This window comes from Pseudomonadota bacterium (assembly GCA_041395565.1).
Lineage (GTDB): Bacteria > Pseudomonadota > Gammaproteobacteria > UBA9214 > UBA9214 > UBA9214.
Genome location: JAWLAI010000007.1, coordinates 285,194 through 311,851, shown reverse-complemented (window position 1 = coordinate 311,851; position 26,658 = coordinate 285,194). Strand labels below are relative to the sequence as shown.

Here is a 26,658-nt window from a genome sequence, read left to right as displayed (position 1 = left end):
AGAGCGGGATTTACAGCAGAAACAGCGTCCCCAGCCCCAGGAACACCAGGAAACCGACCACGTCGGTGACCGTGGTCAGGATCACGGAGCCGGCATGCGCCGGATCGATGTTGACACGCTTGAGGAAGAAGGGAATGGACAGGCCGGCCAGTGCGGCGCAGAACAGGTTGACGATCAGTGCCACGGCGATGATGACGCCGATATTGGTGTTGTGGAACCACAGCGCCGAGATCACCGCCACCACCAGTGCCCAGCCGATACCGTTGATGATGGCGACCGACAGCTCCTTGTACATCAGCCAGCGTGCGTTGCTGGCGCCGAGCTGGCCCAGCGCCAGGCCGCGGATCACGATAATGAGGGTCTGGCTGCCGGCGATGCCGCCCATGCTGGCGACGATGGGCATCAGTACGGCGAGCGCGACCACCTGCTCGATGGTGGCCTGAAAACGGCCGATCACCCAGGACGCGAGAAAGGCGGTTGCCAGGTTGATGCCGAGCCAGACGGCGCGCCGCCGCGCGCTCTTGACGATGGGGGCGAAGGTGTCGTCCTCTTCGTCGAGGCCGGCCATGCTCAGCAGGGAATGCTCGGCGTCATCGCGAATCACGTCCACGACGTCATCGATGGTGATGCGACCGAGCAGCTTGTTGTCGTCGTTGACCACCGGCGCGGTGACCAGGTCGTGGTTTTCGAACAGCCGCGCGACCTCGACGTCCGGCGTACTGGCGAGGATGGGTTTGACCTCGCGGTGCATGACCGCCGCCACCATCAGGTCGGGGTCGTTGGTGAGCAGGCTGGTCAGCGGCAGCGAGCCACGGTAGCGGTCGTTGCGGTCGACCACGAACAGCGTATCCGTGGTCTCCGGCATCTCCTTGTGCAGGCGCAGGTAGCGCAGCACCACGTCCAGCGTCACGTCGGCGCGCACGGTGATGACGTCGACGTTCATCAGGCCGCCGGCAGAGTCCTCCGGGTAATGCAGAATCGCTTCCAGCCGCACGCGATTCTGCTTGTCCATGACGCGCATGATCTCCCGGGTCACCGCGTCCGGCAGATCCTGCAGCAGGTCCACCAGGTCGTCCGGATCGAGCCCCTCGGTCGCGGCGACCAGGTCGTGGGTCTCCATCTCCCGGATCAGGCCGGCGCGGACCTCCTCGTTGAGGTGGACCAGGATCTCACCGCGGTCATCCGGGTCAACCAGTTCCCACAGGATCTCGCGCGGTCCGTGCGGGAAGGACTCCAGCAGTTCGGCGATCTCGGCCGCGTGCAGATTGGTCAGCAGGTAGCGCACCTGCCCGGCCGCTCCGGAGTCCAGCGCCCGCGTCAGGCGCTCCAGCCGGCTCTCGCTTATTTTTGTGGTCGTGGTTTCGTTCATGGCCGTGTCGTTTCCCGGACGCGCAAACGGTCCCCCCGCCAGCGCCGGCAAGGGCAGTGTAGCACACCGCTCATTCGGTAAGGTTGCTGTTCAGGGATTCGACGCGGGCATGGATCTGGCCGGCGGTCGTGTGGCTGACGAGTTCCTCGACCAGCGGACGCAGTGTGGCGACGTGGCTGCTGTTGATGACGCTCTTCACTTCCTGCAGCGAGGTGTGATGCATGCTGAACTCGGTCAGTCCCATGCCGAGCAGCAGCCGGGTATAGCGGGGATCGCCCGCCATCTCGCCGCACATGGCCACGGGAATGCCGGCCGCCCGACCGGCCTCTATGGTCATCTGGATCAGGCGCAGAACCGCGGGATGCAGCGGGTCGTACAGGTAGTTGACCTCGTCGTCGACGCGGTCGATCGCGAGGGTGTACTGGATGAGGTCATTGGTGCCGATGGACAGGAAGTCCAGGTGGCGGGCGAATTCGCGTGCCGACAGCGCCGCCGCCGGGATCTCGATCATGCCGCCGATCTGCATGTGTGGATCGAATGCCAGGCCCTCGCGCTGCAGCGCGTTGCGGGTCTCGCTGACCAGCGCCAGTACCTGGTGGAGTTCCTGGGTATTGGTGAGCATGGGAATCATCATGCGCACCGGGCCATGCGCGGAGGCGCGCAGGATGGCGCGCAGTTGCGGCCGGAACAGCGACAGATCCTTGAGGCACAGGCGCACGGCGCGCAGCCCCAGGGCCGGGTTGCTGGCGCAGCGGCCCTTGCCGCTGTCCACCTGTTTGTCGGCGCCCATGTCCAGGGTGCGGATCGTGAGCGGTTTGCCCTTGAGCGCGTCGAGCACGGCCAGGTAGGTTTCGAACTGCTCCTGTTCGTCGGGCGGGAGCTGGCGGTTCATGAACAGGAATTCCGTCCGGTACAGTCCGACGCCATCGACATTGGTGACGCCGACGGCCTCGATATCCTCGGGCAGCTCGATGTTGGCCAGCAGCCGCACCGGCTGCCGATCCAGGGTGATCGCCGGGCGGCTGGCCAGGCGCGCCAGGTCCTGTTGCCGGCGCCATTCGTCCCGCTGGCGCTGCTGGTAGTGGGCGAGGGTGCCGGAGTCGGGGTCGGCGATGACGATACCCTGCAGGCCGTCCAGGATGAGTGTTTCACCGTCGCGCAGGTAGCGCAGGATGCCGTGCACGCCAACCACGGCCGGTATCTGCATGCTGCGCGAGAGGATCGCGGTGTGCGAGAGCGGGCCGCCGAATTCCGTGGCGAAGGCCGTCATGCCCTGGTGCTTGAGCAGGACGGTCTCCGCGGGAGTCAGTTCGTCGGCCAGCACGATGGCGTCCGCCAGCTGGCCCGGTTCGGCCGTCCCGTCGTTGTGCTCGCAGTCGACCAGGATGCGCAGGATGCGGTTGACGACATGGTCGACGTCGTCGCTGCGGGTGCGCAGGTAGGGATCGTCCATTTTCTCGAACACGCTGATGACGGCATCGCGCTGCTGCTTGAGTGCCCACTCGGCGTTGCAGCCCAGCTCCCGGATCAATTCCAGCGGCGAAGTGACCAGCGTGGCATCGTCGAGCATCAGCAGGTGGGTGTCGATGAACGCGGTGATATCGACGCTGGTTTCCGTCGGGATCCGCTCGCGGATCGCGCGCAGCTGGCTGCGCGCGAGCTCGACGGCGGCGAGAAAACGCGCGCTCTCGCGTTCCAGCAGCGGCGCCGGAATGCTCCGCTGCTGAACCTCGATGCTGTTGCGCATGAAGTGGGCCTTGCCGATGGCAATGCCGCGCGAGATACCGATGCCGGATAACATCAGGCTCATGGTGCCTGTCGCCCCCTGGTGCCGGCGGAGGCGGCGCTGACGCCAGCCTGCACGCCTGTCTTATTCGTTTTCCCCGAATTTGTCCTGGATCAGCTGCACGAGACTTTCTGCCGCTTCCTGTTCGTCAGTGCCCGACGTGATGATGATCAGCTCGGTGCCGCGCGATGCTGCCAGCATCATGACCCCCATGATGCTCTTGCCGTTGACCCGCTGACCGTTTTTCGCGACATCGATGCTGCTGGCGAAACCCGAGGCGGTGGTGACGAACTTGGCCGCCGCGCGGGCGTGCAGGCCGAGCTTGTTGACGATGGTGACTGAACGTTCCTGCATCTCAGGATGCCTGCCTTGTCTGCGTGAGTACGATGCCGTTACGCGCGCCGCTGGCGGCGCATTCCGCGAGCTCGGCGAGCTCGCGGTCGGGATAATTCATGACGCGCAGCAGCATCGGCATGTTGATGCCGGCCACCACCGTGACGTTGTTGCTATCGAGCAGGCGATTGGCGATATTGCTGGGGGTGCTGCCGAAAAGATCGGTCAGCACCAGTACACCGCTGCCGTCGTCCAGCGACGCGCAGCTCTCGCGAGCGGTCGCGTAGATGGCATCGGGATCGCAATCGGAAGCGACGCCAAGTGCCAGTGCATCCAGCGGGCAGCCGCCCAGGATGGCGGTGACCGTATCCAGCATGTCCTGCCCGATATTGCCGTGGGTTATCAGTAACACTCCGCTCATGCCTGCAGCTCCCGGTGGCGGGTCAGGACCTCGCCTACTGTATTGCCCAGTTGTGCGGCCAGCCGGTCGACCAGGTAGACGGAACGGTGCTGGCCTCCCGTGCAGCCGATCGCGATACTGAGATAGCTGCGGTTGTCAGCCATGAATTTCGGGATCCAGCGCTGCAGGAACTGCGCGAGCTGTTCCAGGTATTCGGCTACAACCGGCTGCGATTCAAGGTAGTCAGCCACTTCTTTATCAAGTCCGGTCCGGTTACGCAAGTCCGGCTGCCAGTGCGGATTCGGCAGGCAGCGCGCATCGAACACGAAATCGGCATCGGCCGGTATGCCGTGCTTGTAGCCGAACGAGCGCAGCAGCAGCGCAAAACCCTTGCCGTGGGTCTTGCCGATGCTTTCCATGATGAGCTCGCGCAGCTGGTGAACGTTGGTGCGGCTGGTATCGATGAAGAGGTCGGCATTGGCGGCGATCGGTTCCAGCAAGGCGCGTTCGCGCACGATCGCGTCGGACAGCGGCGTACGGCTGTTGCTGAGCGGGTGCTTGCGACGCGTTTCGCTGAAGCGTTTCAGCAGCGTGGGATCATCGGCCTGGAGAAACAGGATCCGGCATTCGAAGCCGCGTGCGCGCAGCCCGTCGATGATTTCCGGAAACCGCTCCAGCCAATCGCCCCGGTTGCGTGCATCGATGCCGACGGCCACCTTGCCGGTTTGCGCGAGATCGTGCTCCTGGAAATCGCTGGCAAACGCGGCCAGCAGGCCGATCGGCAGATTGTCGATGCAGTAGAAGTCCATGTCTTCGAGGGCGTGCAGGGCCACGCTCTTGCCGGAGCCCGACAGTCCGCTGATGATGACCAGGTTCATGCGCGCCATGGCAGTCAGGGCTCGTGGGCCTTTTCCAGGCGTTTCTTCTGCCGCTCGATGAAGGCCTCGCTGGCATCGTAACCCTTGCTGATGAGGATGTGGTTGCGTACCGCGGCTTCAACCAGCACCGAGAGGTTGCGGCCGGGTCCGACCGGCAGGGTGACCTCGGGGATCTCGACGTCCTGGATGGTGCGCAGGTGCCGGCTGCCGTGCAGGCGGTCCATCTTCACCGCCTCGTCCATGTCCTGCAGCCGGATGATCAGCCGCAGGTTGCGGCTTTGCTTGATGGCGCTGGCACCGAACATGGCGCGGACGTTGAGGATGCCGAGCCCGCGCACCTCGAGAAACTCGCGCAGCATTTCCGGGCAGGTGCCGATCAGCGTATCCGGCGCGACGCGGGCGAATTCCGGCGCGTCATCCGCGATCAGGCGATGTCCGCGGGTCAGCAGCTCCAGCGCCAGCTCGCTCTTGCCGATGCTCGATTCCCCGGTGATCAGCACGCCGGTGCCCATGACTTCCAGGAACACGCCGTGCAGAGTGATTTTCTCGGCGAAATAGTTGGTCAGGTAGTACTGCAGGTTCTCAATCGTCTCCTGGCTCTTCAGCTGCGAGGACAGCAGCGGCGTCTGCCGCGCCTGCGCCGCTGCCTGCAGATCTTCCGGCGCCTCGAGCCTGCCGGCGAGGATTACCAGCGTCGACTCGCCGGCATAGAGCTGGGCGATGGCGTCCTTGCGCGAGTTCTGTCTCAGCTTGTCGAAATACTCGAGTTCCTTCCTGCCGAGGATCTGGATGACATGGGGGTTGATGAGGTTGAGCTGGCCGACCAGGGAAACCTCGGTGGCCGGGGTCCTGCTGGCGTGAATGATCTTGTGCTCGAATTCGGCGCCGCAAATCCATCTCAGCCCGAGCTTCTCCTCCAGGTCGTCATACAGCGTCCGGACATCAAGCGTTGTGCTCATGCGGAAATGCGCTGGCGTTCCCACTGGTAGAGTTGCTGCATTATGCATTCACCGCTGTCGCATTCGCGCAGCGCGCTGCACATGGCGGGGTTGCTGAAGATTTCCGCGATCGTGGACAGGACCTGCAGGTGTTCCTCGGTCGAGTCCTCCGGCACCAGCAGGCAGAACACCAGATCCACGGGCTGGTCATCTGCGGCATCGAAATCGACCGGCTTTTCCACCTTGATGAAGGCGCATACCGGTTCCTCGAGCATGGCCATGCGGCCATGCGGGATGGCGACACCCCGTCCGAGTCCGGTGCTGCCGAGTTTCTCGCGGTTTACCAGCGCGTCGAAGATCGCCTGCTGCGACAGGTGCGGCGCGCTGTTGCCGAGCAGTTCGCTCAGGTGTTCCAGCAGCCGCTTCTTGCTTGCGATGTTGTCACAGCAGACGACGCGTTCCGGTGTCAATAGGGAAGTAATGTTCATGATCGTGTGGGAGTCGGGTGTGACAGGCGGTCTGCCCGGTCATGGCGCGCGTGCACGGTTACACTACAGGTCCTTGGAGATCGAGCCTTCGCTGCGATGATGATCGGTCATCTTTTCCTTGTGCTTTTTCACCTGGCGGTCGAGCTTGTCGGTCAGGGCGTCGATGGCCGCGTACATATCCTCCTGGACCGAGTCGGCGAACAGGTTGTTGCCGTTGATGTGCACCGTCGCTTCGGCCTTGTGACGCAGCTTTTCCACGCTCAAGACGACGTGGATTTCGCGCACGATATCGAAATGGCGCTCGAGGCGTTCCATCTTGGTGTTGACGTATTCGCGCAGGGGGTCGGTCAGTTCGACGTGGTTTCCGGTCAGGCTGATTTGCATGACTGCACTCCTTGTTCGGTAGAGCCTAGGTGAGGCGTTTGCGTTCGTTGGACGGCGATATCGAGAGCGATTCCCGGTACTTGGCAATGGTGCGGCGGGCGACGTTGATACCCTGATCGGCCAGGACGCTGGCCATCTTGCTGTCGCTGAGCGGTTTCGCCGGGTTTTCCGCGGCCACCAGCTTCTTGATGATTGCCCGGATGGCCGTGGCCGAACATTCTCCGCCGGTTTCCGTGGTGACGTGGCTGGAGAAGAAATACTTGAATTCGTAGATGCCGCGCGGAGTATGCATGTATTTGCGCGTGGTGACGCGCGAAACGGTCGACTCGTGCATGCCGATGGCCTCGGCTATGCTGCGCAGCACCATGGGACGCATGGCCTCGTCGCCATGCTCGAGAAAACCGTGCTGGCGCTCGACGATGCAGTTGGCGACCTTGAGCAGGGTTTCGTGGCGACTCTGCAGGCTTTTCAGGAACCAGCGTGCTTCCTGGAGGTTGTCCCTGAGGTAGTTGTTGTCCGAGCTGTTGCTGCCGCGCTTGATCATGTTCGCGTACATCGAATTGATGCGCAGCTTGGGGATCGAATCGGGATTCAGTTCGACCTGCCAGCTGCCGTCCTTGCGGAACACGTACACGTCCGGGACGATGTATTCGGGCGCCGCCGTCGTGTAGCCGGCGCCGGGCCGCGGATTCAGTGACTGGATCAGCTGGATCACCTGCTGCAGGTCGTCCTTGCCCAGTTTCAGCTTGCTGCTGATGCGGTTGTAGTCACGGTTGCTCAACAGGCCGAAATGATCGCGCACCAGCAGGCGTGCCTCGCGCAGCCAGGGGGTGCCATCGGCGAACTGCTGCAGCTGCAGCAGCAGGCTTTCCTGCAGGTCCCGGGCACCCACCCCGAGCGGATCGAACTGCTGGACGCGGTGGATGACGGCCTCGATTTCGTCCGTATCCACCTCGAAATCGGCGCCTAGCGACTTGCGGATGTCTTCGGCGCCGATGCTGAGGTAGCCGTCCTCGTTGATAGCGTCGATGACGGTGTGGGCAATCGCCAGGTCGGTATCGGAAAAGCTGGACAGTTCCAGTTGCCAGAGCAGGTGGTCGTGGAGGTTCTCACCGCTGACGGTCACCGTATCCAAGTAGTCGCGGTTACTGGTGTCGGGGGCGCTGTAGCTGGTGGCACCGGTATCGAAGATGTCCTCCCAGTTACTGTCGACCGGCAGTTCTTCCGGGATGGCATCCGCCTCGCCGTTGCTCCCCGCCGTGGTTTCGTGCTCGGCACTGCCGGATTCGGTAACCGGCTCGCCGAGGTCGCCGCTGCCGCCGCTGCCATCGTCCTGTTCGAGCATCGGATTGGATTCCAGCGCCATCTGCACCTCGGTCTGCAGTTCCAGCGTGGACAGCTGCAGCAGGCGGATAGCCTGCTGCAGCTGGGGGGTCATGGTCAGATTCTGGCCGAGTTTGAGTTGCAGGGACTGCTTCATGAATTGTCAGGGCACTGCGCTTTTGTCATGTACCTGCAGGAGGATTGCTGCTGCCAGCGCCGCACGGGTCCATTGCGCCCGCCGCGCTGGGGCGGCCATGATCGCGTGCAAGCATTTGTCTTTGTTGGCATTTTACAAGGGCAGTCCGGTATGGATTTTCCGGTTTTGTCGCCACGCGGTGATACCGGTCCTTTATGAATCATTATAGTGCATGATCCATGCCATGCCGGCAATATCCAGCGTGCCGCGGCGCCTGCCGACCTGCCAAATTGACGTAACCGTGGCAACCGGTTGCGGGGTCTTGCAGACGGGTGCGGCACCGGCACCGCCCGCCCGCAGGACGGGCAGTTGGACAGGGGAAGGCTCACAGGCGGAATTCGGTGCCGAGATAGACTTCGCGTACCCGCTGGTCGGCCAGCACGCTCTGCGGGCTGCCGGCCGAGATCACCCGGCCTTCGCTCAGGATGTAGGCCTGGTCGCAGATGCCCAGGGTCTCGCGCACGTTATGGTCGGTAATCAGCACGCCGATGTCGCGGCTGCACAGATGCTCGATGATGTGCTGGATATCGATGACCGAGATCGGATCGACGCCGGCGAACGGTTCGTCGAGCAGGACGAAACGCGGATTCGCGGCCAGGGCGCGTGCGATCTCCACGCGGCGGCGTTCCCCGCCGGAAAGGCTGATGCCGGGCTGTTCGGCGAGATGGCCGATATGGAGTTCGTGCATCAGGGATTCCAGCTGCTCGCCGCGTTCGTGTCCGTCCAGGTCCTTGCGGATCTCGAGTATGGACATGATGTTATCCGCCACCGACAGCTTTCTGAACACCGAGGCCTCCTGTGGCAGATAGCCGAGACCGTGCTGTGCGCGGACATGCATGGGCTGACCGGTCAGATCCGTCCCGTCGAGTTCGATGCGGCCCTCGCTGCAGGGGATGATCCCCACGATCATGTAGAAGCAGGTCGTCTTGCCGGCGCCGTTCGGCCCCAGCAGGCCGATGACCTGGCCGCTGCCAACGGTGAGCGAGACGTCATCGACGACGCGTCGCGACTGGTAGTTCTTGCCCAGGCTGAAGGTCTGCAGCACGCTCACTGCGCCGGGTCCGCCGGCGGGGCCGCGGGTGGGACGGCTTCCGGTTGCAGGGTGATGCGCACGCGGCTGCCGCTGCTGCTGCCGCCGGCGCTGACCGTGTTGTCGCGCAGGTTGATGATGATGCGGTTGCTGCTGAACCGTTCCTTGTCGGACTGGCGGATCTGGGCGTTTCCGCGCAGGATCAGCTGCTGGTCGGCGGTGATGTACTCGATATGATCCGCCTCTGCATGCTGGTCGGTAGCGCCGCCGTCGGGCCGCTGCATGAAACTGGCCGGCGCACCGTCGAGGGTGATGCTCTCCACCTGATTGTCGCGGACCTGCACGGCCATGCGCCTGCCGCGCAGTTTCAGCGTGCCCTGCTGCATGACCACGTTGCCTTCGTAGACGCTCAGTCCTGCCTTCTCGTCCAGGGTGGCGCGGTCCGCCTCGATCTGGATCGGCTGGTTGCGGTCGCTGGCCAGCGCCCAGGCCAGGCAGGGCATCAGGGTCAGCAGCCAGACACAGGCGCGCAGGGTCGCATTAGCTGCGCGCATCGATCCGGCCCCGTACCTGTGAACGCAGTTCCAGCCTGTTCTCGCGGAAGTCCGCCGTCAGCCCCGTCGCCTCGAAGCGGTAGCCCGCACCTTCCACCAGGGCGGGCGCTTCGGTCAGTGCCAGGCGGGCGTCTGACATGACGGTGACGTCGGCGGTCGTGATCTTGAGAGCGCTGCCGGAATTGGCCGCAACTTTCTGAATGATAACAGTGCCGGTCAGGGAAACCGGATCGCCGGCGCGTCCTGTCAGCCCCTGTTCGGCGCGCAGTTCCCAGTGAGCGCCGTCGGGTCTGTGGACGTCGAGGCGCGGGCGCTGCAGCGCCAGTTGATCGTTGTCAGGATACCAGGCGATATGCTCGGCACGCAGGTGGTAGGCCGGCAGGCCGTTCGTGTCCATGACCTGGATGCGGACGTCGTCGGCGTAGGCGTCCGGGCCGCGATCGGTCCGCACTGCCGTCTCGTCGCCGGCGTCCTGCTGGCGGGTGAGCCAGGTGGTGGCGATGACGAGCACCGCGACCAGCAGCAGGATGAGCTTGCGGACGCTGCTCACAGGTAGCTGTCCAGTTCCTGTTTGAGCACGCCACGTGCCTCCAGCAGCATCTCGCAGACATCGCGCGCCGCGCCGCGCCCGCCGCCACTGGGTGTCTGCCAGTGACAGTGGCGTACCACCAGCGGATGCGCATCCTGCACGGCGATGGCCAGTCCCACGCGGCGCATGACCGGGAGGTCGACCACGTCGTCACCGACATAGGCCGTCTCGTGCGGGCTGATGCCCAGCTTGTCGATCAGCTCCTCGTAGGCCGGCAGCTTGTCCAGCTTGCCCTGGTAGACGTGGGTGATGCCCAGGTTCGCCATGCGGTGCTCGACGACTTTCGAGGTGCGGCCGGTGATGATGCCGACGATCACCCCGTGCTTCTGCAGCATCTTGATGCCGTGGCCATCGCGCGAGTGGAATGCCTTGTATTCCTGGCCATCGTCGCCGACGAACAGGGTGCCGTCGGTGAGCACGCCATCCACGTCGAAGATCAGGAGCCGGACGTGCGCGGCTTTTTCGAGTATGTCTTTCATGCGGTCAATTTATACCACGCCGGCGCGCAGCAGGTCGTGCATGTTGAGCGCGCCGACCAGTTCATGGTCGTCGTTGATGACGGGCAGGGCATTGATCTTGGTCGCGTCCATGATCTGCAGCGCCTCGGCGGCGAGCATGCCGGGGTGCACCGCCTTGCAGCGGGCGGTCATGACCTCGCTGACCCGGGCGCTATGCACGTCGATGCGGTGGTCGATGGTGCGGCGCAGGTCGCCGTCGGTGAACACCCCGAGCAGCTTGCCGGCGGCGTCCACCACTGCGGTCATGCCCAGACCCTTGCGGGTCATTTCCACCAGTGCGTCGCTGAGCAGGGTGTCCGCGGTGACGCGCGGGATGGCGTCGCCGGTGTGCATCAGGTCGTCGATCAGCAGCAGCAGGCGCCGGCCCAGGGTCCCGCCGGGATGCGAGCGCGCGAAGTCCTCCGCGGTGAAGCCGCGCGTCTCCAGCAACGCGACCGCGAGTGCGTCGCCCATGGCCAGCGCCGCGGTGGTGCTGGCGGTCGGCGCCAGGCCGAGCGGGCAGGCCTCCTTTTCCACGCTCACGTTGATGCTGGCGGTGGCGGCGAGCGCCAGGGTCGAGTGCGGGTTGCCGGTCATGGCGATCAGCGGCACCTGGAGGCGTTTGATCAGCGGCAGAATGGTGACGATCTCGGCGGTTTCGCCGGAGTTGGACAGCGCCAGTACCACGTCGCTGGTGGTGATCATGCCCAGGTCGCCGTGGCTGGCTTCGCCGGGATGCACGAAGAAGGCGGGCGTGCCGGTGCTGGCCAGGGTCGCCGCGATCTTGCCGGCGATGTGGCCGGATTTGCCCATGCCGGTGACCACGACCCGCCCGTGGCATTCGAGCATCAGGTGACAGGCCTGTGTGAACGAGGGCTTGCGGATTTCCTCGCCGAGCCGCTCAATGGCGCGTGCCTCGGTGTCGATCACCGCCAGGGCGAGATCCTGCAGCTTGTTGTCGTTCATGGGTGCCAGGGCGTCCCGCGCGTCCGGTTCAGGTTCCGGTGAAGTATAACAGGGTCTGGTAGGCGCCATAGGCGCACAGCAGCAGCACGCCTTCGGCCCGGCTGAGCCGGCCGGGACCGCGAAAACCGTAGGCCATGAAGAACATGGCGAGCGTCGTGCCCACCATGCAGGGATAATCGCGTGTCAGCACCGCGGTCTCGAGCGGTTCCGGCCGGATCAGCCCGGCGAGGCCGAGTACCGCGAGCAGGTTGAATATATTGGAACCGATGATGTTGCCGAGTGCGATGTCGTGCTCGTTCCTGAGCGCGCTCATCACCGTGGCGGCCAGTTCCGGCAGGCTGGTGCCGAGCGCGGCGATCGTCAGGCCGATGATCAGGTCACTGACGCCGAAGCGCGTCGCCAGCGCGGCCGCACCCCAGACCAGCAGGCGCGAACTCCCGAGCAGCACCAGCAGACCGACCGTCACCAGCAGCACCGCCCGCCCGCGCCCGATATCCGTCGGCAGCTCATGGGCGTACTCGCTGCCGATCGGGTCGCGCGCGGCCTGACCGCGCATGCCGACACGGACGATCCAGTACAGCATGACGACCATACCGGTCAGCAACGCCACGCCGTCGAGGCGGCCGAGCACGCCGTCGACGAGCAGGGCGTAGGTGTAGCCCATGACCAGCACCATGACCGGCAGTTCGCGGCGGATGATGCTGGAATGCACGCGCAGGGGCTGGATGAGTGCGCCGGCGCCGAGAATCAGGGTGGTGTTGACGATATTCGAGCCCAGCGCATTGCCCACCGCGAGGCCGGCGTTGCCCTGCCAGGCCGCGATGCCGGAAAACACGATCTCCGGGGCCGAGGTGCCGATGCTGACCACGGTCAGACCGATCACCAGCGGCGGGATATCCAGATGCCACGCGATCGCGCTGGCGCCCTCGACGAGCCGCCCCGCGCTCCAGCCCAGCAGGCCGAAGCCGGCCACGATGGCGAGCAGTTCAGTCCACACAACGGTTACCTGACGCGGGTCGATGCTGCGGCGCACAGGGCCCCGGAATCTGCTTGCGGGTATCCCGCGGGCGGGCCGATAATGCGTGCTTCATCAGACGGGGGACCTGTTGGGCGAAGACCCGTGATGATACACACCGTGGCAGGCGGCAGGAATCTCGGTTTGTAATCCGGCGACCTGCCTGTACATAATGTCGACCTTTTATCCGAGCACGGAACAGGAACCATGTCGGAGCCAGTTGTCCAGATACGCGGTCTGCGCTTTGCCCGTGGCGCACGGATGATCTTCGACGGCGTGGACCTCGACATCCGGCCGGGCACCGTCACCGCCATCATGGGACCGAGCGGCACCGGCAAAACCACGTTGCTGAAGCTGATCGGCGGGCAGTTGCAGCCGCTGTCGGGTTCCATTCGCGTGCAGGGCCTGGAGGTGGCGGCCCTCGGCCGTCCCGAACTCTATCGTCTGCGCAAGCGCATGGGCATGCTGTTCCAGACCGGGGCGCTGCTGACGGACATCAGCGTGTTCGACAACGTCGCATTCCCGATCCGCGAGCATACCCGACTGCCCGAGGCGTTGGTGCGCGACCTGGTGCTGATGAAGCTGCAGGCGGTCGGCCTGCGCGGTGCGGCCGGGCTCATGCCCAGCGAACTTTCGGGCGGCATGGCGCGCCGCGTGGCCCTGGCGCGCGCGATCGCGCTGGATCCGCTGATGGTCATGTACGATGAACCCTTTACCGGCCAGGATCCGATTTCCATGGGCATCCTCGTCAAGCTGATCCGTGAACTCAACGACGCACTCGGCCTGACCAGTATCGTGGTCTCGCACGACGTTCGCGAGACCAGCGCCATTGCCGACTACGCCTACCTGCTTTCAAACGGCCGGGTGATGGACCACGGCAGGCCGGACGACCTGTGGCAATCGCAATCCGAATGGACCCGGCAGTTCCTGCATGGCGAACCGGACGGGCCGGTGGCATTCCATTATCCTGCACCGGGCTTCCGCGAGGACCTGATCGGCGGAGGGCAGGCCTGATGCTGAAATCGCTGCAACGGCTGGGTCACCGGACGCTGGGCTTCTTCGAGCGCCTCGGCCGCGGGCACCTGTTCCTGCTGCAGATCCTGGCCAGCATGCCGGGCATGCTGCTGCGTCCGGTGCTGCTGGTGAAACAGATGTATTCCGTCGGCGTACTCACCCTGGTGATCATCGTGGTCTCCGGACTGTTCGTGGGTATGGTCATGGGATTGCAGGGTTATAATACCCTGGTCGATTTCGGAGCCGAGGAGTCGCTCGGTGTGCTCGTGGCCCTGTCGCTGGTGCGCGAACTCGGCCCGGTGGTGGCCGCGCTGCTGTTCGCCGGGCGCGCCGGTTCGGCGCTGGCGGCGGAGATCGGCCTGATGAAGGCCACCGAGCAGCTGTCCGGCATGGAGATGATGGCGGTCGACCCGGTGCAGCGCGTGATCGCGCCGCGCTTCCTGGCGACGTTCCTGTGCATGCCCCTGCTCGCGGCGATCTTCAGCGCGGTCGGTGTCTATGGCGGCCATTTCGTCGGTGTCGGACTGCTGGGCGTAGACGACGGCGCGTTCTGGTCGCAGATGCAGGACAAGGTGGATGTATACGACGACATCCTCAACGGTGTCATCAAGAGTATCGTGTTCGGCTTCATCGCCGGCTGGATCGCCCTGTTCGAAGGTTACGATGCCGTGCCGACGGCGGAAGGCGTGAGCGGCGCGACGACCCGCACGGTGGTGCATACGGCGCTGGCCGTGCTGGGGCTGGACTTCGTGCTGACCGCACTGATGTTTGGAGACTAGATGAAGTGAATACCAGAACTGTAGAGATCGGCGTCGGGTTGTTCGTCGCCTGCGGCATGGCGGCCCTGTTCATGCTGGCCATGCAGGTCAGCAATCTCAGCACGCTCGGTAACAACGACGGCTATGTGGTCACGGCCAGCTTCCAGAATATCGGCGGTCTCAAGGTGCGCGCCCCGGTCACGGTATCCGGGGTGCGGGTCGGCCGGGTCGAGGGCATCGACTACGACTTCCAAACCTTCGAGGCCGTGGTATCCCTCAAGATCGAGGCGCGCTACAACGGATTTCCGGAAGACACCTCGGCCAGCATCTTCACCGCCGGCCTGCTGGGAGAGCAGTACGTTGCCCTGGAGCCGGGCGGCTCCATGACCAACCTGGAGGATGGCAGCCGCATCCAGCTGACCCAGTCCGCGCTCGTCATGGAGCAGATAATCGGCCAGTTCCTGTACAATGCGGCGGGGAAAAAGCCCGAACAGGCGGCCGCCCAGCCGGAGCCGCAGCTGAACCCGGCCCCGGCCGCGGAGTCGAAGTGACATGCATCATTCATTCACAGTGAAGCGTTCGGGTCTGCTGCTGGCGCTGCTTGGCGCCGTGCTGGGCTGCGCCCAGGCAGTCGCGGGGAGCGACATCACGCCCCAGGAGCTGGTGGAGGACACCTCCTCACGCATGCTGGCAGCCCTGAAAAGCGAGCGCCCCACCATCAGCAGGGACTCGGGACGCCTGTACGACCTGGTGTCCACCATCGTGCTGCCGTACTTCGATTTCGAGCGCATGAGCCAGTGGGTGCTGGGCAAGAACTGGCGCACGGCGACGCCCGACCAGCGCACGCGTTTCGTGGAGCAGTTCCGCAACCTGCTCGTGCGTACCTACGGCCAGGCCCTGCTGGATTACGCGGATGAAAAGATCGTATACCTGCCGTTCGCGGGCGACGTCTCCGCGCCGACCGTGACGGTGCGGACCGAGATCGAGCAGGCCGGCTCGACCATCCCCATCTCGTATTCCATGTACCGCAGCCGGGACGGCTGGAAGGTCTACGATGTCGCCATCAGCGGGGTCAGCCTGGTCACCAACTACCGTTCCTCGTTCGGCAACATCATCCGCGAACAGGGGATGGACAGCCTGATCGACCAGCTGGCGCGGAAGAACAGCTCCTGACATGCCGGCGGCGGAGTTTACCGAACGTGGCGGCGGCGACTGGCTGCTGCAGGGCGAGCTGGATTTCACCACCGTGCCCGAGGTCCTCGCGCGTGCGCGGACCTGGACCGCGGGCAGCGGCGCGATCCGGGTGGACCTCGCGGGCGTGACCCGCGCGGACAGCGCGGGTTTGGCGCTGCTGCTGGAGTGGCTGCGCCGGGCGGAGCGCGCAGGGGCGAGCATCAGTTTCGTCAACGTGCCCGAGCAGCTGATGCTGATCGCCCGCGTATGCGGGCTGGAAGAAATACTCCCGCTTTCGCATTAGCAGGATGGACGGAGCGGGCGGCAGCCGTGCGCCCGCGCCGCGGTTTGGTAGTCATTCAACGGGGTAGCAGTCATGCAGAACAAGGAACTCGAGGCGCTGATCCGGGCCGGCATACCCGGCGCGGAGGTCATGGTTAAGGGGGAGGGCGACCACTTCGAGGCCACCGTGATCAGCGAGCGCTTCGCAGACTGCAACCTGGTCAAGCAGCATCAGCTGGTATACGCCACCCTGGGCGACCGCATGGGCGGGGAGATCCACGCGCTTGCATTGCGGACCTATACCCCGGAACAGTGGCGCAGCCAGCGCCGCATCCAGTGACCGGCCGGACTGCAGCGCCGTGGACAAGCTGATCATCAAGGGCGGCACCGCGCTGGACGGCGAGATCCGCATCTCCGGGGCAAAGAACGCCGTACTGCCGATCATGGCTGCCACCCTGCTGGCAGACGCGCCCGTCGTCATCCGCAATATTCCCCACCTGCACGATGTCACCACCACCATGGAGCTGCTCGGCCACATGGGCGTGCACCTGACGGTAAACGAGCGGATGGATATCGAGGTGGACGCGCGTGCGATCAATTCGCTGTATGCGCCTTACGAACTGGTGCGCACCATGCGTTCGTCCATCCTGGTGCTCGGACCGATGCTGTCGCGCTTCGGCAGTGCCGATGTCTCGCTGCCGGGCGGCTGCGCCATCGGTTCACGCCCGGTGAACCTGCACATCAAGGGCCTGCAGGCAATGGGCGCGAAGATCACGGTCGAGAACGGCTATATCAAGGCACGGGTCGAGCGCCTGCGGGGCGCACGCCTGGTGATGGACCTCGTTACCGTGACCGGTACCGAGAACCTGATGATGGCGGCCACGCTGGCCGACGGCGTCACCTATATCGAAAATGCCGCGCGCGAACCCGAGGTGGTCGATCTCGCGCACTGCCTGAACGCCATGGGAGCGAAGGTCAGCGGTGCCGGTACCGATACCATCACCATCGAGGGCGTCGAGCGGCTGACCGGTACCGAGTACAGCGTGCTGCCGGATCGAATCGAAACCGGCACCTTCCTGGTCGCCGCGGCGATCACCGGCGGGCGGGTGAAACTCAAGGATACGCGTCCTGACATCATGGACGCCGTGCTGCAGACCCTGCGCGAAGCCGGCGCCGAGATCGAGAGCGGGGCGGACTGGATCGCGCTGGACATGCACGGCCGCCGGCCGCAGGCGGTGCACGTGCACACTGCGCCCTATCCGGCGTTCCCGACCGACATGCAGGCGCAGTTCACCGCGCTCAATGCCGTCGCCGAGGGCGCCGGCACCATCACCGAAACCGTGTTCGAGAACCGCTTCATGCATGTGCAGGAGATGCAGCGCATGGGTGCGAACATCCGGCTGGAGGGCAATACCGCCATCAGCTCCGGTGTGCCGCGTCTGACCGGCGCGCCGGTGATGGCGACCGATCTGCGTGCCTCGGCCAGCCTGGTGCTGGCGGGTCTGGTCGCGGACGGCGAGACCGTCATCGACCGCATCTACCACATCGACCGCGGCTACGAGCGCATCGAGGAAAAACTCGCCCAACTCGGCGCCGATATCCGCCGCGTCCCGGACTGAACCGCGGCTGCTGCCGCCGCTGCGCTTGTAAACCGGCCGTAACTGCCGGAAACTTGCCATCCATGAATACCGCGCTGACCATCGCCCTGTCCAAGGGGCGCATCTTCAAGGAAACCCTGCCGCTGCTGGAAGCGGCAGGCGTGGTGCCGGTCGACGATCCGGAGACCAGCCGCAAGCTCATCCTGGACACCAACCAGGACGACGTGAAGCTGGTGATCATCCGCGCCGCGGACGTACCGACCTACGTCGGTTACGGCGCCGCCGACATGGGGGTGGCCGGCAAGGACGTGCTCATGGAGCATGGCGGCGATGGCCTGTACGAGCCGCTCGATCTCCGGATCGCACGCTGCCGGCTGATGGTCGCGGGGCCGACCGGGGCCGGCCCGGCGCGCCGGCGCATGCGCATCGCCACCAAGTACGTGCACAGTACGCGCCGCTTCTACGCCGACCGCCAGGAACAGGTGGAGATCATCAAGCTCTATGGTTCCATGGAACTGGCGCCGTTGGTGGGTCTGGCCGACCGCATCGTCGATGTGGTGGATACCGGCAATACCCTCAAGGCGAACGGTCTGGTTCCGCTGGAGCACATCGCGGACATCAGCTCGCGGCTGGTCGTGAACAAGGCATCCATGAAGATGAAGCATGGGCGTATCAGCGATTTCATCAGGCGCCTGCGCGCCGCAGTCGGGGCCGACGGGCGCTGACATGGTGGCCATCAGGCGACTCGATTCGCGCGCCGGCGGCTTCGCGGCCGAACTCGGGGCACTGCTCGACTGGGAACAATCGGCCGATCTCCGGGTCGAGGCCGTGGTGCGCGAGATCATCACGGCGGTGCGCACGCGCGGCGATGCGGCGCTGGTCGAGTACACCGAACGCTTCGACCGGCGCAGTGCCGGCGCCGGCCTGGAACTGCCACGGGCCGCCTGTGCCGCCGCCGTCGATACCATCGGCGCGGAACGGCGTGCGGCGCTGGAGACCGCGGCCGCACGCGTGCGCGCCTACGCTGAACGCCAGAAGCTCGAATCCTGGTCGTACACCGAGGCGGACGGTACGCTGCTTGGGCAGCAGGTCACGCCCATGGACCGGGTCGGGCTGTATGTGCCGGGCGGCAAGGCCGCCTATCCGTCTTCCGTCCTCATGAACGCCATACCCGCCAAGGTCGCCGGTGTGACAGAACTGATCATGGTCGTGCCGACACCGGGCGGCGAGGTCAACGCCATGGTGCTGGCCGCGGCGCACATCGCCGGCGTCGATCGGGTGTTCGCCATCGGCGGCGCGCAGGCCGTGGCCGCGCTCGCCTACGGCACGGAAACCGTGCCGGCGGTGGACAAGATCGTGGGGCCGGGCAATGCCTATGTTGCCGCGGCCAAGCGCATGGTATTCGGCAAGGTCGGTATCGACATGATCGCGGGGCCCTCGGAGATACTCGTGATCTGCGACGGGCAGACCGATCCGGACTGGATCGCGGTGGACCTGTTCTCCCAGGCCGAGCACGACGAGGACGCGCAGGCCATCCTGGTCAGTCCGGACGGCGCCTTTCTCGACCGGGTGGCGGAGCGCATCGAAGGTCTGCTGCCGGAGATGCCGCGCGCGGCCATCATCGAGGCCGCGCTCGCGCGGCAGGGCGCCCTGATCCAGGTGCGCGATCTGGACGAGGCGATCGAGGTCGCCAACCGGGTCGCGCCCGAACATCTGGAACTGTCGGTGGCGGAGCCGCAGGCCGTGGCCGCGCGCATCCGTCACGCCGGGGCGATCTTCATGGGTCGTTACACGGCCGAGGTGCTGGGCGATTACTGTGCCGGGCCGAACCACGTACTGCCGACCTCGCGTACCGCGCGGTTCTCCTCGCCGCTGGGGGTGTACGATTTCCAGAAGCGTTCCAGCCTGATCCAGTGCTCGCCCGCGGGCGCCAGCACGCTGGGTAGGACCGCCGCCGTACTCGCCCACGGCGAGGGGCTGACCGCGCATGCGCGCTCGGCGGAAGTGCGTATCCTTGACAGGGATTGATTAAAATTGTCGAACAGGGAATCCTGGCTGACAAGATCCCTGTTCACAGTCCAGAATTCCGGATGTCTGCCAGGTTTCGCCCTGTCGGGCGAGGTACTTTTCTTTGCGCCGCCAAAGAAAAGTACCCAAAAGAAAGGCGGCCCGGAGGCTTGCCCGGTAAGTCAGCTTTGCTGACTTACCGGGTTACCTGCGCTGCTCGCCGGTTCGGGCGCTCGCCGAACTCGCAGGATTTGCCGCGCCTGCCGGCTCGCAAATCCAGCTCGACACGGCGGCTCGCTCAATCCCGAACCGGTTGCGCTGCTCGGCTACGCCTGACGGGGCTGTTACTGCCACCCCGGTCCCGTCGGCCGCGCCGAGTACCGCAGCCCGGCCGGGATATTGGCGCGCACCCTGTCCGAGGCAAGCCGGAGCGGGATCAACATCCCGCTCCGGCTCCGAGTTGTGCACGCCCCGGCCGGGCGAGGAACGCAGGGCACCGGCACAGCCGGCGCGGCCAGCGGGTGCCCTTCTCTTTGGGTACTTTCTCTTGGGCACGCAAGAGAAAGTATCTCGCCCGACAGGGCGAAATGAGAATTCAAGAATTGAAATTTAGATAATACTGATCGATCGAGAAACTAACTGTGTCCCTTCAAGACAAGATAACCAGACTGGTACGTCCGGAAATCCAGGCCATGCACGCCTACCACGTGCCACCGGCGACGGGCATGATCAAGCTCGACGCCATGGAAAACCCGTGGCCATGGCCGGACGAACTGCGCGCGGCGTGGCTCGACGCATTGCGCGACCTCGAGCTGAACCGCTACCCCGATCCCGCGGCGGGGGAGCTGCAGGCCGCGCTGCGTGCCGCCATGGGGGTGCCGGCAACGGCCGGGGTCATGCTCGGCAACGGTTCGGATGAGCTGATCCAGATGATCGTCCAGACCGTGGCAGGGCCGGGCCGCGTCATCCTGGCGCCGGAACCGACCTTCGTCATGTACCGGCAGATCGCGACCGTGGCGGGACTGGAATTCAGTGGCGTGCCGCTGGCGCCAGACTTCGCGCTGGCCCGGGAAGCGGTCCTGGATGCTGTCGCGACGCTGCAGCCGGCGGTGACCTTCCTGGCCTACCCCAACAATCCGACCGGCAACCTGTTCGATGCCGCCGTCATCCGCGCGCTACTCGAGACCGCCACCGGGCTGGTCGTGGTGGACGAGGCCTACGCCCCGTTTACCAGCGCGAGCTTCATGGCGGAACTCGGCCGCCATGACAACCTGCTGGTACTGCGCACCGTCTCCAAGCTCGGGCTCGCCGGTCTGCGGCTGGGCCTGCTGGCCGGTCATCCGGAATGGATCGCGCAAATCGACAAGACCCGCCTGCCATACAACATCGGTACGCTGAACCAGGCGACCGGCGCACTGGCCCTGGCGCACCGCGACGTGTTCGACGCGCAGGCCGCGCAGATCCGCGCCGCGCGTGCGGAACTCGCAGCCGGCTTGCACGGTTTTGCGGCGCTGACGGTGTATCCGAGCGAGGCCAACTTCATCCTGTTCCGTGTACCGGCCGGACGTGCCGGCGCCGTCTTTACAGGCCTGCAACAGGCCGGGATCCTGATCAAGAACCTGGACGGTTCGGCGCCCGCACTGCGCGACTGCCTGCGCGTGACCGTGGGCCGGCCGGAGGAGAACGCGGCCTTCCTCGCCGCGCTCGGCGGGTTGCTGTGACAGCAGAAAAAGCCTGTGCGCGCCAGGACGCAAAGGCGCGAAGAAAATGAATATATATTCGCCACAGAGGGCAGAGACAACACAGTGTCAATTCAGGTCCGTCCGGGAACACGGCAGCGCACCAGCAATTTTTCAAGGCCGGGCAACTTCATGAGATTTGCCGGTGCTGCCGGCATGAGGCGCCGCGGCAAATATATTAGAACCTCTCTCAAAATTGGAAAATCCTGCGGCGACCATGTTTGTCGTCATTCCGGCGCAGGCCGGAATCCCGTATTTCGCGTGGTTTCTGGATGCCCGCCTGCGCGGGCATGACGATGTAAGAACACTTGTGCCAATTTTGAGATAGGTTCTAAAAACACCGTGTTCTCTGTGCCGTCCGTGGCACGGGTTTCGTCCGCGCCAATGCGTCTTCTGCAATGGCTCCCTGCATTGCGCTGCCTCCTGCATCCCTGTCGTCGTGGCGCGAGACAGGCTTGTTGTCTGCGCTGTCGACGTCGGTGCGCTAGTTGCCCAGCCCCGCCTGGCGCGGGCGCTGCTGCACCCGTACCTTGAGATAGACGGGCTTGCCCTCGCGCACGCCGCCCAGCACGATCACCGAGTCCGGCTGCTGTTCGGAGATGACCTTCATCGCCGCGCTGCTGTCGTTGACCGCGCGGCCGTTGATGGTGGTCACGACATCGCCGGGGAGCAGGCCGGCCTGGTCTGCCGGGCCATCGCGCAGCACGCCGGAGATCAGCACACCCTGCAGGCTGGACAGGCCGAAGGATTCCGCCAGCTGTTCGGTCAGGTCCTGTGCCTCGATACCCAGCCAGCCGCGCACGACATGGCCCTGCTCGATGATCTGCGTCATGACGCCCTTGGCAAGGCTGATGGGGATGGCGAAGCCGATGCCCTGCGATCCGCCCGTGCGGCTGTAGATGGCGGAATTGATGCCGATCAGCTCGCCGCTGGCATTGATCAGCGCGCCGCCCGAGTTGCCGGGATTGATCGCTGCGTCGGTCTGGATGAATTCCTCGTAGGCGTTGATGCCGAGGTGGTCGCGGCCGGTCGCGCTGATGATGCCGAAGGTCACGGTCTGGCCGACGCCGAAGGGATTGCCGATGGCCAGCGCCACGTCGCCCACGCGCAGGCGTCTGGAATCGCCGATGACGATGGCCGGCAGGTTGTCGGCGCTGATGTGCAGCACGGCCACGTCAGTGTCGGCATCGGTGCCGACCACCGTGGCCTGCATGCGGCGTCCGTCCGCAAGCAGCACCTGAATCTCGTCGGCGCCCTCGATCACATGGTTGTTGGTCAGGATGTAACCCTGCTTGCTGATCAGCACGCCGGAACCGAGGCTGGTCTGGATCTCCCGGCGCGATTGCGTGAATCGATCGCCGAAGAACTGCTGGAAGATCGGGTCTTCGAGCAGCGGGTGTACCTTGCGGGTGATGATCTTGGCGGTGTGGACGTTGACCACGGCCGGTGCCGCCCGCGCGACCGCGTCCGCGTACGAGACCGGTCCGGAGCCCAGGCCGGCGCTGCCGGCGCCCGGCAGCGGCTGCAGCTGGGCCGGCGTCGCCGGGGTCTCGGTGACCTCCACCACATTGGCGTCGTGTTTGAGCAGCTGCGGCTCGATCAGCAGGACATAGACGAACGCGGCCGCCAGCCCGATGACGACGGTCTGCAGGATGAACTGGGCGCTCTTGCGAAATGGCATAGGTCGGTTACCCTTGGCCGGCATGTCGCTCAACACAGGCCGGCCCCCGGTACGGGACATATCACGATGGTAGCACTGAAAGAACTGGTTGATTATACGAACGAACTGCTGAACGTGACCAGCTTCACGGACTATTGCCCGAACGGTCTGCAGGTGGAGGGCAGGGCAGAGGTGGGCCTGCTGGTGAGCGGGGTGAGCGCCAGCCTCGCGCTGATCGAGGCGGCAGCTGCAGCCGGGGCGGATGCCCTGCTGGTGCACCATGGCTGGTTCTGGAAAGGTGACTCGCCCTGCGTGACCGGCATGCTGCGGCGCCGGCTCAAGCTGCTGCTCGACGCCGACATCAGCCTGCTGGCCTATCACCTGCCGCTCGATGCGCATCCGGAGTTCGGCAACAACACCCAGCTGGCGCGGGTGCTGGGCCTGGAGCCGGCAGGTTGCTTCGGTGACGACGGCGGACTGCAGCTGGCGCAGTACGGCAGCCTGGCGCGGCCGCTGGACGCCGCCGGCTTCTGCGAATACCTGGAGAGCTCGCTCGGACGCTCGCCCCTGCACATCGCGGGCAGCGCGCCGCAGATCGAGCGCATCGGCTGGTGTACCGGCGCGGCCCAGTCCTACATCACGGCCGCGGCCGCGCGCGGACTGGACGCCTTCGTCAGCGGCGAGGTCTCCGAGCAGACCGTGCATGTGGCGCGCGAGACGGGGATCCACTACTTCGCGGCCGGGCATCATGCCACGGAACGTTTCGGCGCCTGCGCGCTGGGTGAACACCTGGCCGGGCGGTTCGGTCTGCACCACCGGTTCATCGATATCGACAACCCCGTCTGACCGGGCAGGGGGGCGCTTGCCCAGGGGCTGCGCCAGCGTTACTGGCCCGCATTCCGCTTGACCTTGGCAGGTACTTCGACCATCCTATACGGCCCTTGGAATCTGCCTGAAACAATTCAGAATATTCCGAAATGATTGTTGTGCGTCCTGTGCCGGCGTCGGGCCGCAGGGTGCAGATAACTCACTGAATTTATTAAAACTCTGGAGAATGCCCCTATGAGTGGCGAGGACACCAATTCCGGCAGGCGTCGATTCCTGACCGCGGCCACCACGGTCGTGGGTGCGGTGGGGACCGGCTTTGTACTGGTACCTTTCATTTCCTCCATGCAGCCCAGTGCGAAGGCGCGCGCGGCCGGCGCCCCGGTCCGGGCCGATATCAGCAAGCTGGAACCGGGCCAGATGATCCGCGTCAAGTGGCGCGGCAAGCCGGTGTGGATCGTCAACCGCACCCAGGCGGACCTCGACCGGCTGCCGAGTCTGGATTCCCGGCTGGCCGATCCTGCCTCGGAGCTGCCGCAGCAGCCGGCTTACGCGCAGAATGAATGGCGTTCGATCAAGCCGGAATACCTGGTGCTGATCGGTATCTGTACCCACCTGGGCTGCTCGCCGACCTACCGTCCCGACGTGGCGCCGGCCGACCTGGGTCCGGACTGGCCGGGCGGGTTCTTCTGTCCGTGTCATGGTTCCCGTTTCGATTTCGCCGGACGCGTGTTCAAGGGCATGCCGGCGCCGAAGAACCTGCCGGTCCCGCCCTACCGTTACCTGAGTGAAACCGAAATCCTGATCGGTGAAGACGAGGAGACCGCATAATGGCTGGCAATACGAGTGAAAAATGGCAGGGCGGCCTGCTGGGCTGGATCGATGCGCGTTTCCCGCTCAGCAGCATGTGGTACGACCACCTGGCCCGGTATTACGCACCGAAGAACTTCAACTTCTGGTACTTCTTCGGTTCGCTGGCGCTGATGGTGCTGGTGATGCAGATCCTGACCGGCATCTGGCTGACCATGAACTACAAGCCCGACGCAAACCTGGCCTTCAACTCCGTCGAGTACATCATGCGCGACGTGAACTGGGGCTGGCTGATCCGCTACATGCACTCGACCGGCGCCTCGGCCTTCTTCGTCGTGGTGTACCTGCATATGTTCCGCGGCCTGATCTACGGTTCCTACAAGAAGCCGCGCGAACTGATCTGGATCTTCGGCATGATCATCTACGTCGCCCTGATGGCCGAGGCCTTCATGGGCTACCTGCTGCCCTGGGGTCAGATGTCCTACTGGGGTGCGCAGGTGATCATCAACCTGTTCGGCGCCATCCCGGGCATCGGCGAATCCGTCGCCCTGTGGATCCGCGGTGACTACGTCGTCGCCGACGCCACCCTGAACCGCTTTTTCGCCTTCCACGTGATTGCGGTGCCGATCGTGCTGCTGGCGCTGGTCGTGCTGCATATCCTGGCGCTGCACGAGGTCGGCTCCAACAATCCGGACGGTGTCGAGATCAAGCAGAACAAGGATGCCAACGGCATTCCGCTGGACGGCATACCGTTCCATCCCTACTACACGGTCAAGGATATCGTGGGCGTGGTCGTGTTCCTGATCTTCTTCTCCATCGTGGTGTTCTTCCTGCCGGAGATGAACGGTTACTTCCTGGAGGCGAACAACTTCATCCCGGCCGACCCGCTCAAGACACCCGAGCACATCGCGCCGCTGTGGTATTTCACCCCGTTCTACGCCATCCTGCGCGCGGTGCCCTCGGTCGGCGGTTCCGCCTTCCCGGGCGTGCTGGCCATGGGCGTTGCCATCGTGGTGCTGTTCTTCATGCCCTGGCTGGACCGCAGCCCGGTCAAGTCGATCCGCTATCGCGGTACGGTCTACAAGGTCTGGCTCGCGCTGTTCGTGGTCAGCTTCGTCATCCTGGGCTGGCTCGGTATGGAACAGCCCTCGGAAGTGAAGACCCTGATTGCGCGGATCTGCACGATCGTGTACTTCGCGTTCTTCTTCCTGATGCCCATTTACACGAAAATGGACAAGACCAAACCGGTACCTGACAGGGTGACATCATGAAAAAGCAACTGATTGCCGTACTGTTACTGCTGGCGCCGGCCTGGGCCGCGATGGCTGCGGAGCACGCCCATCTGGAAGAGGCAAACATCGATCCGAACAACACCGCCTCGCTGCAGCGCGGTGCGCGTCTGTTCGTGAACTACTGCCTGAGCTGCCATTCGGCGGCCCTGATGCGCTTCGAGCGCATCGGCAAGGACCTCGGCATCAAGGAGAAGCTGGTGGCCGAGAACCTGGTCTTCAACGGCGGCAAGGTGGGCGAGCTGATGACGGTTGCGACCCACCCGGAAGACGAAAAGGAGTGGTTCGGCACCGTGCCGCCGGACCTCAGCGTGATCGCGCGATCGCGCGGGGTGGACTGGCTGTACAGTTACATGCGCAGCTTCTATCTCGACAAGACGAAGATCACCGGCGTCAACAACCTGGTGTTTCCGGATGTCGGCATGCCGCACGTGCTGTGGGAGCTGCAGGGCTGGCAGGAGGCCAAGATCCACACCGTCAAGAACGAGGACGGTACCGAGACCAAGGATGTCACGCTCGAACTCGTCGAACCGGGTAAGCTGACGCCCAAGGAATACGACCGCGCGATCCGCGATCTGGTCAACTTCCTCGACTACATGGGTGAGCCCGCCAAGCATGAGCGCAAGACGCTGGGCGTGAAGGTCATCATGTTCCTGCTGCTCTTCCTGGTGCTGGCCTACCTGATGAAGCGTGAATTCTGGAAAGACGTGCATTGAGCCACGCAAGCGAGGGTGACTCCATTTTCAAGGGGATACAC

The 26,658-nt window shown here is 64.7% G+C and carries 30 protein-coding genes; 14 read left to right on the top strand and 16 right to left on the bottom strand.

Going from position 1 to position 26,658, the window contains the following annotated elements; all coding sequences use genetic code 11:
• Nucleotides 1–10 precede the first annotated feature (10 nt).
• The 15 genes from mgtE to R3F42_13240 form a co-directional block, all read right to left on the bottom strand.
• On the bottom strand, nt 11–1,369 hold the full coding sequence (gene mgtE, locus R3F42_13310; GenBank protein MEZ5543001.1) for a magnesium transporter: 1,359 nt from the start codon (nt 1,367–1,369) through the stop codon (nt 11–13).
• A gap of 70 nt (nt 1,370–1,439) precedes the next feature.
• Nucleotides 1,440–3,179, bottom strand: coding sequence for a phosphoenolpyruvate--protein phosphotransferase (gene ptsP / locus R3F42_13305; GenBank protein MEZ5543000.1), 1,740 nt, complete (start codon nt 3,177–3,179; stop codon nt 1,440–1,442).
• Nucleotides 3,180–3,239: 60 nt separating this feature from the next.
• The gene (locus R3F42_13300) at nt 3,240–3,509 is read right to left on the bottom strand and encodes an HPr family phosphocarrier protein (GenBank protein MEZ5542999.1); all 270 of its coding nucleotides are present in this window, start codon (nt 3,507–3,509) and stop codon (nt 3,240–3,242) included.
• A 1-nt stretch (nt 3,510) separates the two neighbouring features.
• Nucleotides 3,511–3,909 carry a PTS sugar transporter subunit IIA gene (locus R3F42_13295; GenBank protein ID MEZ5542998.1) on the bottom strand — a complete coding sequence of 133 codons (399 nt, stop codon included), beginning with the start codon at nt 3,907–3,909 and terminating at the stop codon, nt 3,511–3,513.
• Entirely contained in the window at nt 3,906–4,766 is an 861-nt protein-coding gene (gene rapZ, locus R3F42_13290; protein ID MEZ5542997.1) for an RNase adapter RapZ, read from the bottom strand. Before rapZ ends, R3F42_13295 begins: the two co-directional genes overlap by 4 nt.
• 14 nt (nt 4,767–4,780) lie before the next feature.
• A complete protein-coding gene (hprK, locus tag R3F42_13285) occupies nt 4,781–5,725 on the bottom strand; it encodes an HPr(Ser) kinase/phosphatase (protein ID MEZ5542996.1) in 945 nt (314 codons plus the stop codon).
• Nucleotides 5,722–6,192 (bottom strand): PTS IIA-like nitrogen regulatory protein PtsN, encoded by a 471-nt coding sequence (gene ptsN / locus R3F42_13280; protein MEZ5542995.1) that lies wholly within the window; start codon nt 6,190–6,192, stop codon nt 5,722–5,724. Before ptsN ends, hprK begins: the two co-directional genes overlap by 4 nt.
• Nucleotides 6,193–6,255: 63 nt before the next feature.
• Nucleotides 6,256–6,576, bottom strand: a complete 321-nt coding sequence (gene raiA / locus R3F42_13275; protein ID MEZ5542994.1) for a ribosome-associated translation inhibitor RaiA — start codon at nt 6,574–6,576, stop codon at nt 6,256–6,258.
• A 25-nt stretch (nt 6,577–6,601) separates the two neighbouring features.
• The gene (locus R3F42_13270) at nt 6,602–8,056 is read right to left on the bottom strand and encodes an RNA polymerase factor sigma-54 (protein ID MEZ5542993.1); all 1,455 of its coding nucleotides are present in this window, start codon (nt 8,054–8,056) and stop codon (nt 6,602–6,604) included.
• Between the two features lie 364 nt (nt 8,057–8,420).
• Nucleotides 8,421–9,146, bottom strand: coding sequence for an LPS export ABC transporter ATP-binding protein (gene lptB, locus R3F42_13265; GenBank protein MEZ5542992.1), 726 nt, complete (start codon nt 9,144–9,146; stop codon nt 8,421–8,423).
• Complete coding sequence (gene lptA / locus R3F42_13260; protein MEZ5542991.1) at nt 9,143–9,679, bottom strand: lipopolysaccharide transport periplasmic protein LptA; 537 nt, start codon at nt 9,677–9,679, stop codon at nt 9,143–9,145. The genes lptB and lptA overlap by 4 nt, the downstream gene beginning before the upstream one ends.
• On the bottom strand, nt 9,666–10,229 hold the full coding sequence (gene lptC / locus R3F42_13255) for an LPS export ABC transporter periplasmic protein LptC (GenBank protein MEZ5542990.1): 564 nt from the start codon (nt 10,227–10,229) through the stop codon (nt 9,666–9,668). Before lptC ends, lptA begins: the two co-directional genes overlap by 14 nt.
• Entirely contained in the window at nt 10,226–10,747 is a 522-nt protein-coding gene (gene kdsC / locus R3F42_13250) for a 3-deoxy-manno-octulosonate-8-phosphatase KdsC (GenBank protein ID MEZ5542989.1), read from the bottom strand. The genes lptC and kdsC overlap by 4 nt, the downstream gene beginning before the upstream one ends.
• A 9-nt stretch (nt 10,748–10,756) precedes the next feature.
• On the bottom strand, nt 10,757–11,731 hold the full coding sequence (locus tag R3F42_13245) for a KpsF/GutQ family sugar-phosphate isomerase (GenBank protein ID MEZ5542988.1): 975 nt from the start codon (nt 11,729–11,731) through the stop codon (nt 10,757–10,759).
• A gap of 28 nt (nt 11,732–11,759) precedes the next feature.
• Entirely contained in the window at nt 11,760–12,728 is a 969-nt protein-coding gene (locus R3F42_13240; GenBank protein ID MEZ5542987.1) for a calcium/sodium antiporter, read from the bottom strand.
• 225 nt (nt 12,729–12,953) lie between these two features.
• Here R3F42_13240 and R3F42_13235 point away from each other — a divergent pair, with 225 nt between their 5' ends.
• From R3F42_13235 to hisC, 10 genes are all read left to right on the top strand, one after another.
• The gene (locus R3F42_13235) at nt 12,954–13,760 is read left to right on the top strand and encodes an ABC transporter ATP-binding protein (GenBank protein MEZ5542986.1); all 807 of its coding nucleotides are present in this window, start codon (nt 12,954–12,956) and stop codon (nt 13,758–13,760) included.
• A complete protein-coding gene (gene mlaE, locus R3F42_13230; GenBank protein ID MEZ5542985.1) occupies nt 13,760–14,539 on the top strand; it encodes a lipid asymmetry maintenance ABC transporter permease subunit MlaE in 780 nt (259 codons plus the stop codon). The genes R3F42_13235 and mlaE overlap by 1 nt, the downstream gene beginning before the upstream one ends.
• Nucleotides 14,540–14,544: 5 nt before the next feature.
• Nucleotides 14,545–15,069, top strand: coding sequence for an outer membrane lipid asymmetry maintenance protein MlaD (gene mlaD / locus R3F42_13225; GenBank protein MEZ5542984.1), 525 nt, complete (start codon nt 14,545–14,547; stop codon nt 15,067–15,069).
• A gap of 1 nt (nt 15,070) precedes the next feature.
• The gene (locus tag R3F42_13220) at nt 15,071–15,691 is read left to right on the top strand and encodes an ABC transporter substrate-binding protein (protein ID MEZ5542983.1); all 621 of its coding nucleotides are present in this window, start codon (nt 15,071–15,073) and stop codon (nt 15,689–15,691) included.
• Between the two features lies 1 nt (nt 15,692).
• On the top strand, nt 15,693–15,995 hold the full coding sequence (locus R3F42_13215) for an STAS domain-containing protein (GenBank protein ID MEZ5542982.1): 303 nt from the start codon (nt 15,693–15,695) through the stop codon (nt 15,993–15,995).
• Nucleotides 15,996–16,067: 72 nt separating this feature from the next.
• The gene (locus R3F42_13210) at nt 16,068–16,313 is read left to right on the top strand and encodes a BolA/IbaG family iron-sulfur metabolism protein (protein ID MEZ5542981.1); all 246 of its coding nucleotides are present in this window, start codon (nt 16,068–16,070) and stop codon (nt 16,311–16,313) included.
• A gap of 19 nt (nt 16,314–16,332) precedes the next feature.
• Entirely contained in the window at nt 16,333–17,592 is a 1,260-nt protein-coding gene (gene murA, locus R3F42_13205) for a UDP-N-acetylglucosamine 1-carboxyvinyltransferase (GenBank protein ID MEZ5542980.1), read from the top strand.
• Between the two features lie 62 nt (nt 17,593–17,654).
• Nucleotides 17,655–18,296 (top strand): ATP phosphoribosyltransferase, encoded by a 642-nt coding sequence (gene hisG, locus R3F42_13200; GenBank protein ID MEZ5542979.1) that lies wholly within the window; start codon nt 17,655–17,657, stop codon nt 18,294–18,296.
• A 1-nt stretch (nt 18,297) separates the two neighbouring features.
• A complete protein-coding gene (gene hisD / locus R3F42_13195; protein ID MEZ5542978.1) occupies nt 18,298–19,599 on the top strand; it encodes a histidinol dehydrogenase in 1,302 nt (433 codons plus the stop codon).
• A gap of 620 nt (nt 19,600–20,219) precedes the next feature.
• Complete coding sequence (hisC, locus tag R3F42_13190) at nt 20,220–21,299, top strand: histidinol-phosphate transaminase (protein MEZ5542977.1); 1,080 nt, start codon at nt 20,220–20,222, stop codon at nt 21,297–21,299.
• A 502-nt stretch (nt 21,300–21,801) separates the two neighbouring features.
• On the opposite strand, the gene R3F42_13185 is transcribed toward hisC, so the two are convergent.
• Nucleotides 21,802–22,998, bottom strand: a complete 1,197-nt coding sequence (locus R3F42_13185) for a Do family serine endopeptidase (protein ID MEZ5542976.1) — start codon at nt 22,996–22,998, stop codon at nt 21,802–21,804.
• A 66-nt stretch (nt 22,999–23,064) separates the two neighbouring features.
• Between R3F42_13185 and R3F42_13180 the strand changes: the two genes are divergently transcribed.
• From R3F42_13180 to R3F42_13165, 4 genes are all read left to right on the top strand, one after another.
• The gene (locus R3F42_13180) at nt 23,065–23,823 is read left to right on the top strand and encodes a Nif3-like dinuclear metal center hexameric protein (protein MEZ5542975.1); all 759 of its coding nucleotides are present in this window, start codon (nt 23,065–23,067) and stop codon (nt 23,821–23,823) included.
• Between the two features lie 216 nt (nt 23,824–24,039).
• On the top strand, nt 24,040–24,633 hold the full coding sequence (gene petA / locus R3F42_13175) for a ubiquinol-cytochrome c reductase iron-sulfur subunit (GenBank protein MEZ5542974.1): 594 nt from the start codon (nt 24,040–24,042) through the stop codon (nt 24,631–24,633).
• Nucleotides 24,633–25,883 (top strand): cytochrome bc complex cytochrome b subunit, encoded by a 1,251-nt coding sequence (locus R3F42_13170; protein ID MEZ5542973.1) that lies wholly within the window; start codon nt 24,633–24,635, stop codon nt 25,881–25,883. The genes petA and R3F42_13170 overlap by 1 nt, the downstream gene beginning before the upstream one ends.
• Nucleotides 25,880–26,617: a cytochrome c1 gene (locus tag R3F42_13165; GenBank protein ID MEZ5542972.1), complete on the top strand. Its 738-nt coding sequence runs from the start codon at nt 25,880–25,882 to the stop codon at nt 26,615–26,617. The genes R3F42_13170 and R3F42_13165 overlap by 4 nt, the downstream gene beginning before the upstream one ends.
• Nucleotides 26,618–26,658 lie beyond the last annotated feature (41 nt).

Excerpts from the sequence above, each read along its gene's own strand:
- rapZ (MEZ5542997.1), bottom strand. The coding sequence starts at position 4,766 with ATGAACCTGGTCATCATCAGCGGACTGTCGGGCTCCGGCAAGAGCGTG.
- lptA (MEZ5542991.1), bottom strand. The coding sequence starts at position 9,679 with ATGCGCGCAGCTAATGCGACCCTGCGCGCCTGTGTCTGGCTGCTGACC.
- R3F42_13185 (MEZ5542976.1), bottom strand. The coding sequence starts at position 22,998 with ATGCCATTTCGCAAGAGCGCCCAGTTCATCCTGCAGACCGTCGTCATC.
- R3F42_13245 (MEZ5542988.1), bottom strand. The coding sequence starts at position 11,731 with ATGAACGACAACAAGCTGCAGGATCTCGCCCTGGCGGTGATCGACACC.
- R3F42_13165 (MEZ5542972.1), top strand. The coding sequence starts at position 25,880 with ATGAAAAAGCAACTGATTGCCGTACTGTTACTGCTGGCGCCGGCCTGG.
- hisG (MEZ5542979.1), top strand. The coding sequence starts at position 17,655 with ATGAATACCGCGCTGACCATCGCCCTGTCCAAGGGGCGCATCTTCAAG.
- R3F42_13270 (MEZ5542993.1), bottom strand. The coding sequence starts at position 8,056 with ATGAAGCAGTCCCTGCAACTCAAACTCGGCCAGAATCTGACCATGACC.
- hisD (MEZ5542978.1), top strand. The coding sequence starts at position 18,298 with ATGGTGGCCATCAGGCGACTCGATTCGCGCGCCGGCGGCTTCGCGGCC.
- R3F42_13215 (MEZ5542982.1), top strand. The coding sequence starts at position 15,693 with ATGCCGGCGGCGGAGTTTACCGAACGTGGCGGCGGCGACTGGCTGCTG.
- R3F42_13295 (MEZ5542998.1), bottom strand. The coding sequence starts at position 3,909 with ATGAGCGGAGTGTTACTGATAACCCACGGCAATATCGGGCAGGACATG.
- R3F42_13300 (MEZ5542999.1), bottom strand. The coding sequence starts at position 3,509 with ATGCAGGAACGTTCAGTCACCATCGTCAACAAGCTCGGCCTGCACGCC.
- raiA (MEZ5542994.1), bottom strand. The coding sequence starts at position 6,576 with ATGCAAATCAGCCTGACCGGAAACCACGTCGAACTGACCGACCCCCTG.
- hprK (MEZ5542996.1), bottom strand. The coding sequence starts at position 5,725 with ATGAGCACAACGCTTGATGTCCGGACGCTGTATGACGACCTGGAGGAG.
- R3F42_13235 (MEZ5542986.1), top strand. The coding sequence starts at position 12,954 with ATGTCGGAGCCAGTTGTCCAGATACGCGGTCTGCGCTTTGCCCGTGGC.
- R3F42_13170 (MEZ5542973.1), top strand. The coding sequence starts at position 24,633 with ATGGCTGGCAATACGAGTGAAAAATGGCAGGGCGGCCTGCTGGGCTGG.
- R3F42_13220 (MEZ5542983.1), top strand. The coding sequence starts at position 15,071 with ATGCATCATTCATTCACAGTGAAGCGTTCGGGTCTGCTGCTGGCGCTG.
- ptsP (MEZ5543000.1), bottom strand. The coding sequence starts at position 3,179 with ATGAGCCTGATGTTATCCGGCATCGGTATCTCGCGCGGCATTGCCATC.
- R3F42_13210 (MEZ5542981.1), top strand. The coding sequence starts at position 16,068 with ATGCAGAACAAGGAACTCGAGGCGCTGATCCGGGCCGGCATACCCGGC.
- R3F42_13180 (MEZ5542975.1), top strand. The coding sequence starts at position 23,065 with ATGGTAGCACTGAAAGAACTGGTTGATTATACGAACGAACTGCTGAAC.
- mgtE (MEZ5543001.1), bottom strand. The coding sequence starts at position 1,369 with ATGAACGAAACCACGACCACAAAAATAAGCGAGAGCCGGCTGGAGCGC.
- kdsC (MEZ5542989.1), bottom strand. The coding sequence starts at position 10,747 with ATGAAAGACATACTCGAAAAAGCCGCGCACGTCCGGCTCCTGATCTTC.
- petA (MEZ5542974.1), top strand. The coding sequence starts at position 24,040 with ATGAGTGGCGAGGACACCAATTCCGGCAGGCGTCGATTCCTGACCGCG.
- ptsN (MEZ5542995.1), bottom strand. The coding sequence starts at position 6,192 with ATGAACATTACTTCCCTATTGACACCGGAACGCGTCGTCTGCTGTGAC.
- mlaE (MEZ5542985.1), top strand. The coding sequence starts at position 13,760 with ATGCTGAAATCGCTGCAACGGCTGGGTCACCGGACGCTGGGCTTCTTC.